This is a genomic window from Sandarakinorhabdus limnophila DSM 17366, from assembly GCF_945882885.1.
Taxonomy (GTDB): Bacteria; Pseudomonadota; Alphaproteobacteria; order Sphingomonadales; family Sphingomonadaceae; genus Sandarakinorhabdus; species Sandarakinorhabdus limnophila_A.
In genome coordinates, this window is sequence record NZ_CAMCWT010000098.1 from 1 (window position 1) to 4,693 (window position 4,693).

The 4,693-nt window shown below is 64.5% G+C and carries 5 protein-coding genes and 2 pseudogenes; 5 read left to right on the top strand and 2 right to left on the bottom strand.

Annotation, left to right across the window (positions count from 1 at the left end; all coding sequences use genetic code 11):
- The 5 genes and pseudogenes from Q7O19_RS13010 to Q7O19_RS13030 all read left to right on the top strand — a co-directional run.
- A pseudogene (locus Q7O19_RS13010) lies at positions 1–1,311 on the top strand (helicase); the annotation flags it as partial.
- A 21-nt stretch (positions 1,312–1,332) separates the two neighbouring features.
- Positions 1,333–1,659, top strand: a complete 327-nt coding sequence (locus tag Q7O19_RS13015; protein ID WP_303810919.1) for an RNA-binding S4 domain-containing protein — start codon at positions 1,333–1,335, stop codon at positions 1,657–1,659.
- 63 nt (positions 1,660–1,722) lie between these two features.
- Positions 1,723–2,061: a ferredoxin FdxA gene (fdxA, locus tag Q7O19_RS13020; RefSeq protein WP_022679331.1), complete on the top strand. Its 339-nt coding sequence runs from the start codon at positions 1,723–1,725 to the stop codon at positions 2,059–2,061.
- A 340-nt stretch (positions 2,062–2,401) separates the two neighbouring features.
- On the top strand, positions 2,402–2,902 hold the full coding sequence (locus Q7O19_RS13025; RefSeq protein ID WP_303810922.1) for a CarD family transcriptional regulator: 501 nt from the start codon (positions 2,402–2,404) through the stop codon (positions 2,900–2,902).
- A gap of 139 nt (positions 2,903–3,041) precedes the next feature.
- Complete coding sequence (locus Q7O19_RS13030) at positions 3,042–3,722, top strand: head GIN domain-containing protein (protein ID WP_303810920.1); 681 nt, start codon at positions 3,042–3,044, stop codon at positions 3,720–3,722.
- A 6-nt stretch (positions 3,723–3,728) separates the two neighbouring features.
- Here the strand turns inward: Q7O19_RS13030 and Q7O19_RS13035 are convergent, their stop codons facing one another.
- Together Q7O19_RS13035 and Q7O19_RS13040 are read right to left on the bottom strand one after the other, a co-directional pair.
- The gene (locus Q7O19_RS13035; RefSeq protein ID WP_303810921.1) at positions 3,729–4,307 is read right to left on the bottom strand and encodes a nitroreductase; all 579 of its coding nucleotides are present in this window, start codon (positions 4,305–4,307) and stop codon (positions 3,729–3,731) included.
- A gap of 235 nt (positions 4,308–4,542) precedes the next feature.
- Positions 4,543–4,693 (bottom strand): annotated as a pseudogene (locus Q7O19_RS13040) (amidohydrolase family protein); the annotation flags it as partial.

Consider the following 4,693-nt stretch of genomic DNA (forward strand, 5'->3'; position numbering starts at 1 on the left):
ATGACGGGTGATGTGGAAGCGATTGCCGATCGCATCGCGGCGGCGCGGACATGGACCTATATCGCGCACCGGCCCGATTGGCTCGACAATCCCGCGCATTGGGCAGAACGCACCCGGACGCTGGAAGATCGCCTGTCTGACGCGCTGCACGGCGCGCTGACCCAGCGCTTTGTCGATCGCCGCACCGCCGTGTTGCTCAAGGATCTGAAGGCGCGCGGGGTATCAGCCCACGTTCTGATCGAAACCGATGGCGGCGTAGCGGTTGATGGCGAAGTGATCGGCCGCCTCGATGGTTTCCGCTTCACCGCGGATGCGGCAGCCCGCGCCGGCGAACAACGACTGCTGCTGGCCGCGGCCGAGCGCCATTTGTCGCGCGAACTGGGCGCCCGCGCCAAGCGCTTGGCCGAAGCGGGTGACGCGGATTTCACGCTGGATTTCGATGGTAGCCTGCCGCCGCGCCTGTTGTGGCAGGGCGCGCGGGTGGCGGTGTTGCGCAAGGGCCGCGATGCGCTGACCCCGCGCGTGGAGCTTGATCGCGCCGTTTCAGCGCTCGGCCCGGATGATCGTCGTCGGGTGCAGGAGCGGCTGGAGCGTTTTGTGGGTGAAGCCATCGCCCATGTCGCGGCGCCGCTGGCTAAGGTGCAGGCGCTTCGCGCCGAGGTTTCCGCGCCGGCGCGCGGCCTGATCGTGCAACTGGTGGAAGGTTTGGGCGTACTGGCCCGCGAGCATGTCGCCGAACAATTGGTGGGCGTGACCCGCACCGACCGGCAGGCGCTCAGCCGCTGCGGCGTACGCATGGGCCCGCTGCATCTGTTCGTGCCAGCGCTGCTGCGCCCGGAACCGACGCGCTGGCGCCTTGCCCTGTGGGCCGTGGCCACCGAACTGACCAGCCTGCCACCGCTGCCGGCACCCGGCCGGGTCTCGCTGTCGGGCGCGGCTGTGGAAGCGCCGGCCAATGTGCTGCTGGTCGCCGGCTTCTGGCGGCTGGGCCAGGGCAAGGACGCGATTGCGGTGCGCATCGACATGGTGGATCGCCTGTCGCGCCATATCCACGAGCGTCGCGATGGTCGCGCCCCGTTCATGCCAGATCCCAATTGGGCCTCCACGCTTGGCCTGTCGCAGGATGGGTTGGCGCGGCTGCTGCGGGCATTGGGCTATCGCCCGCGCCTCGTTGATGGCGCGCCGCATTTCGCCTGGGCCGGGCCACGTCCCGCCATCCGCCGGTCAGCGCCGGCGGACGACGTTGTTCCCCCGGCCAGAGGGAACGAGGCTTCGCCCTTTGCCAATCTGGCCGCGATGATGAGGAGGTAGCATTTGGTCTACGGAGCAGGGTTGAGGCTGGACAAGTTCCTCTGGTTTGCGCGCTTGGCGCCATCCCGATCCCACGCTCAGGACCTGTGTGAAAGCCGACGATTGCGTATCGATGGCCGCGTGGTGGATCGTGCAGCGACATTGGTCAGGGCCGGAGCGGTGCTCAGCTGGCCGCGCGGTGATGATGTGATCGTGGTGCGCGTGGAAGGCCTGCCGGATCACCGCGGCCCCAATGCCGAAGCCCGCGATTTCTACACCGATCTCACCCCCGGCAGAGCGGCGATCAACGCTGATGCGACCCTGTCTTCGCAAGATGCCCTCTTGCCAGAAGCCTTCGCCCTCGCCTAAGGCGCGAACGAATAACAGGGGTAACCAGCCTTTGGCGGCTGCTGCTGCCTTGAGGGGAGATTTATGGCCTACGTCGTCACTGAAGCGTGCATCAAGTGCAAGTATATGGATTGCGTCGAAGTGTGTCCGGTGGACTGCTTCTACGAAGGCGAGACCATGGTGGTGATCAACCCCAACGAATGCATTGATTGCGGCGTGTGCGAACCGGAATGCCCGGCCGAAGCCATTCTGCCCGATACCGAAGGCGGCCTTGAAAAGTGGATGGAGATCAACGCCACTTACGCCGCCCAGTGGCCGAACATCACCATGAAGGGCGAGACCCCGGATGATGCCGATTCGCACAAGGGCGAAGACGGCAAGTTCGACAAATATTTCACGCCGACCCCGGGCAAGGGCTCGTAACGCCCGCCAAACTGGTCCATTTTCGGCCTGAAAATGGCCGAAAATGAGACTTTTTGACCCGTACATGCCAATTTCGTGGACAGGCGTGCCCATTGGTATGGCAATTGTGACATGTTTCTGATATGACCTTATCGTGGTCGGCGGCGATGTGCTCCGGCCGGGTTCGCCGGTTCCGTCGCCATCTTCGCCAACCTGCTAGGTGGGCAACGGGCCAGGGTCATACAAGACAGGCAGTCAGTCACGTCAATGGGTCGTCAGCAGGTCCCCGGCAGCGCCGCTCGCACGCCGGTACGGCACGATTGATCCCGACGGCCTGAAGAAAAAGGATACTGGATCTATGGTGATTGCCAAACCGCTCGGTTTCAAAGTCGGTGATTATGTCGTGTACCCCAAGCATGGCGTGGGGCGCGTGGTGGAAATCCAGAGCCAGCATATCGCAGGTGCGTCGCTCGATCTGTTCGTGCTGCGTTTCGAAAAAGAGCGGATGACGCTGCGCGTTCCGACCAACAAGGCGGAAGGCGTTGGCATGCGCAAGCTGTCGAGCCAGGCCACCATGAACGAAGCGCTGACCACCCTGAAGGGCAAGCCGCGCATCAAGCGCACCATGTGGTCGCGCCGCGCCCAGGAATATGAAGCCAAGATCAATTCGGGCGATCTGGTGAGCATCGCCGAAGTGGTGCGCGATCTGCATCGCGCCGAAGACCAGCCGGAACAGAGCTATTCCGAACGGCAGATCTACGAAGCCGCCATCGGCCGCCTCGCCCGTGAACTGGCCGCGATGGAAAACATCGATGAACCGGCTGCCCAGCAGAAGATCGAACAAGTGCTGAAAGCCGCGTAAGCCGCTTCGGCGGAGCCAACACGGCTTCGCGATGACACAGGCGCCGCTTCCCACCCAGGGACCGGCGCCTGTTTCGTAATGGACTTGCAGCTGTCCAGCCTTTGTGTATTAATACAGCAATACACGAGGAGCTTCTGCCATGATCCGCCCTGCCCTGTTGCTGCTCACCGCTGCCATTGCCGCCGCTCCAGCCAACGCTGCGGAACGCCGGTTCGATGCGTCAGGCTTTGATAAGGTGGCCGTCGGCGGCAGCGACAACGTCTCGGTTCGTCAGGGCAATGGCTATTCGGTTATCGCCAGCGGCGAAGCGGCCGACCTCGACAAGCTGGAGGTGCGCGTTGAAAAGGGCGTGCTCCATATCGGCCGCAAGAAGGGCAATTGGGGTTGGGGCGGGAAGGACGTGAACGTCGCCGTCACGCTGCCGGCCCTGCATGGCTTGTCGCTCGCCGGTTCAGCCGATGTGCAGGCGGACAAGGGCAGTGGCGACATCTTCGATATTCGAGTCGCCGGTTCAGGCAATCTGATGCTGGCCAGCCTTGATACCCGCACCGCTAATGTGGCGATTTCGGGTTCCGGTGATGTGAAGGTCGCCGGTCGCTGTGGTGCGCTCAATGTGAAGATCGCCGGCAGTGGTGATGCTGATCTGGCTGGCCTGGCCTGTTCCAACACCGCGATCAGCATTGCCGGTTCGGGCAATGTCAGTGCGCGCGCCAGCGGTCAGGCCGATGTGCGAATCGCCGGTTCTGGCGATGTGCGCATCACCGGCGGCGCCCGCTGCATCAAGAAGGACGCCGGCAGCGGCACGGTGCAGTGCAGCTGAGGCGGTTCAGCCGCGCCAGTGGCTGGTGATGGCGGCAAGGTCGGGCCGGGGGCGTTCCTCCAGCGGCTTGCCCTGACTGCCGATGAAGAAGAAGCCGGCGATGCGTTCCGGGGCGACGCCGCCCAGCAGCGCCAGCACCTGATCGTCAAACGCCGCCCAGCCGGTCAGCCAGTTGGCAACAAAGCCATGGGCGTGCGCGGCCAGCACCAGATTCTGGCAGGCGGCGCCCACGGAAAGCTCCTGCTCCCAAGCCGGGATGTGGCTGGGCTTGGGGCTGGCGATCACAACCACCAGGCAGGGCGCCTGGGTGGCGAACTGAGTCACCGCCTCGCGCTCCAGCCGGCCGGCGTCGGGCTTGCCTGCCAGATAGATGGCCATCAGCGCGTCTGCAAAGGCGGCGCGATTGTCGATCACCACGAATCGCCACGGGTTCAGCTTGCCATGATCGGGCACGCGAGCGGCCGCGGCCAACATGGCCTGCAACTGGCTGGCATCGGGGCCGGGTGCAATCATCTCACGCGCTTTGCCGGAACGGCGGCTGGCGAGGAGGGCGGCGGTGCCGGCGGTGTTGTTGAACTTGTCCATGGCGGTCGGCAGTAATGCGGACCGTCTGAATTGCCAAATTGGATGACTGACTGTCGGTCCGGCGAAAGGGCTTCAGGCTTGCCAGCGCCGCCCGGCAGCGCGCGCCTGTAGGTTACAAAGGTTACAGTTTTTTCTTGTGCGCGCGAGGCTGTTCGACACTGCAAATTGAGACAGAGCGGCGGGCGAACCCGGGCCGGATGATAAGCGGAATCACCCCCTGTAGGACAGCCGCCGTCTAATCGGCCCGTACCACCGCCCCGCCCTTCATCACGAATCGCACGCGGGTGACGGCTGCGAGATCGGCAACCGGATCGCCCGTCACCGCCACAAGGTCGGCCAGCAGGCCGGGGGCGACACGGCCGCGATCGGAGAGGCCGAAATAGCGG